Below are 353 nucleotides of genomic sequence, written 5' to 3'. Positions count from 1 at the left end.
CTGTCGGTTCGTCAACTCGCCGAGCACTCCGGCGAGCTGACCGGATTCGACCTTCCCGACCTGAACGGCCGGGACCCCTGGCGGGTGGGCGTCCTTCCCCTGGTCCCCTACGGCGGCAACGCGTGCGCCGCCCCCTACTACCTCCTGGCCGCCGGCTCGCTGCAGGGCGCGGAAGCCCCCGTGATCCAGCTGCCCCGGCCGTTCTGGTCGGGAAGGTCGAGTCCGGTCAGCTCGCCGGAGTGCTCGGCGAGTTGACGACCCGCCAGTTCGTCGAGGTCGCGCGCCGGATCGGTGTCGGCGATCGGCTGCCGCATGGTCTGCTCGACCGTGCCGTCGGCGGCCAGGTACTGCAC

The 353-nt window shown here is 72.0% G+C and carries 1 protein-coding gene; it reads left to right on the top strand.

The window, feature by feature from the left end; translation table 11 throughout:
- The coding region (locus tag UK12_RS44010; RefSeq protein WP_231591505.1) for a hypothetical protein at positions 1-255 on the top strand (255 nt) is incomplete at its 5' end.
- Positions 256-353 lie beyond the last annotated feature (98 nt).

This window comes from Saccharothrix sp. ST-888, from assembly GCF_000955975.1.
GTDB lineage: Bacteria > Actinomycetota > Actinomycetes > Streptomycetales > Streptomycetaceae > Kitasatospora.
This window is presented reverse-complemented; position numbering and strand designations above follow the sequence as displayed.